The following is a 2,259-nucleotide window of genomic DNA, read 5'->3' on the forward strand; positions in this document are numbered from 1 at the left end:
GAGGGATTCTTGGTTCACTGACTCAAGTTGTCTTAGCAGGTATTTCTACCAACCAAAATAGAGCTTAAATCTCCCCAAGCGTTTAGGTCTGACGACCAGCTTCCGATATGCCCTATCGTAGCTTTTTTGAGTATATTTAATGCCGCCATCTTGTCCCTATCTTCTATATACCCACACAAACAAACATGAGTTCTGACTGATAGAGACTTTTTGACTAACCGACCACAATTAAGGCATTCTTGACTTGTATAGGCTGGATTAACTGCAATAGTTAATCGGCCGTATTTAATACCAAAATACTCTATCCATTTTCTTAATTGCGACCAACCCGCATCATTAATACTCTTAGCTAGTTTTCGATTACGCACAAGGTTCTTGACTTTTAAATCGACCTGAGCTATCAAGTCGTTTGACTGAATTAAACGGAGTGCCAATTTTTTAGCAAACTCTTCTCGTTGCCTACTTACTTTTAAATGTCCCTTGGCGTATTTTTGACTAGCTTTTTTGTAGTTATTAGACTGCTTTTGTCCTCTCTTAAACTTTTTCGACTTTCTTCTATTCAGTTTATTAAGACGCTTTTCGGCTTTTCGATAATACTTAGGAGGCTCTACTGTATTCCCGTTACTGTCAGCATAAAGATATTTTAACCCCAGATCTAATCCTAGGCAATGACCCGTCGATTCTAATTGTGGGGTTATATCTCTAGCATCGAGTTTTAGCATTAACTGGCAATAATATCCATCAGCCCTTTTAACTATTCTTATCCGTTGAATTTGCCATTCTTGAAAATAAAACAAGTCTCGACTACCAATTAGTTTTAACTCCCCAATGTTTTTTCCATCAGTGAAAGTTATTCTCTTAGAATTTCGATTAAGTTTCCAACCTGACTTTTTAAACTCAACAGAATGAGTACGTTTAGAGTATTTAGGATATCCTTTTTTACCAGCGATTTGGTTCTGGCAATTGTTATAGAACCTAAGAATAGCAGTCCAAGTCCGTTCGCAAGCCTGTTGACAAGCTGTAGAGTTAAGGTCTTTGACAAAAGGATATTCATCTCTTAATTGAGTTGTGTATCGATAAATATCTTTTTGTCCTACACCTTTATTGTCTTCCCAATATCTAAGACATTTATTCCGAACAAACTGTACTGTCCGAATAGCCTGATCAATGGCTTGATATTGAGATGGTTTTCCTCTAAGCTTGTACTCTAAAACAAACATTTTGCGTTATCGACCTACCACGCAAACTACTCTAGCATACTAAAATTAAATTGGCAACTATAGATTAGAGTTATTCTTAGTCGTGCTTCGTGTCACTGAGCCTGTCGAAGTGCTGTTCTATGCTGGCGGAACTTTTCATCTCCGAGGTGAAACCGAGAGCCTTCAAGCCGACATTATAGGTAAAGCAGATCGTTTAACCGAGTGAAGTCAATGTCACGTTCTGTTAAAACTCGCTGTCGTTTGGCTTCATCCCATTGAATACGCATGAGATACCCGAAATCAATGGAGAAAAATTGTTTTCACCCACTCTATGCTAACCTATCGCTCCCGAAGGCGAGGGACTAAGGGGAGAGGAATGTAAAGATTTATTAAATTGTAGCTTTTGATACAACGGGGGGAGAAGGAGTGTGTATAATCGTCGATAAGTCACCTAATGAACTTAACAAGGGTTAAACGTATGAAGAAGATCCAATATGTTTGCTCAATCGCTTTTATGCTGGCACTGGGAAGTTCCCTTTCGAGGGCGCAGGCGAGCCAGATTATCCCAGTTTCGGCTACGGGGACTGGAACATTTAACGGCTCGCCGTCGCTATTGATTGATGACTTCATTCCGCCAGAATATACTACTTGGAATACTGCTCCTAACGTTTGGTCGAATAATGCAAATCCCAATCCTCAGTACACGATTGATCTTGGCAGCTTGTACCAAGTTGAGGATGTAACAGTCTCAGTAGATAACAATGACGATTATGTTGTTCAGTATTCTATAGATAACTTAGCTTATTCCGATTTATTCACGATTTCGTCGTCTTATGGCAACGTGCCTGTCTCGCCAGGGGGAATGGACACAATGACCACCATCGCAGGTGATCCAGGGTATGTCCCTGAGATTGATTTCACCGGGAGCATCCCAGTTTTGCAATGAGTAAAAATACTCAGGCAATATCGCCGTTGAGATAAGCACAACGTAGCTTCAAATACTGAGGAACATTCTCTGCTTTCCATTGTGCTCCCACAATTTTCATTCTTGCACCTATTT

2 protein-coding genes are annotated in these 2,259 nt (G+C 40.0%); one reads left to right on the forward strand and one right to left on the reverse strand.

The window, feature by feature from the left end; all coding sequences use genetic code 11:
• Positions 1-32: 32 nt before the first annotated feature.
• Positions 33-1,220: an RNA-guided endonuclease InsQ/TnpB family protein gene (locus tag O9332_RS01555; RefSeq protein WP_288023371.1), complete on the reverse strand. Its 1,188-nt coding sequence runs from the start codon at positions 1,218-1,220 to the stop codon at positions 33-35.
• A gap of 457 nt (positions 1,221-1,677) precedes the next feature.
• Between O9332_RS01555 and O9332_RS01560 the strand changes: the two genes are divergently transcribed.
• Positions 1,678-2,145, forward strand: coding sequence for a discoidin/SUN/FTP domain-containing protein (locus tag O9332_RS01560; RefSeq protein WP_288023373.1), 468 nt, complete (start codon positions 1,678-1,680; stop codon positions 2,143-2,145).
• Positions 2,146-2,259: the final 114 nt, after the last annotated feature.

The sequence above is a fragment of the Microcystis sp. LE19-10.1B genome (genome assembly GCF_027530565.1).
Lineage (GTDB): Bacteria > Cyanobacteriota > Cyanobacteriia > Cyanobacteriales > Microcystaceae > Microcystis > Microcystis aeruginosa.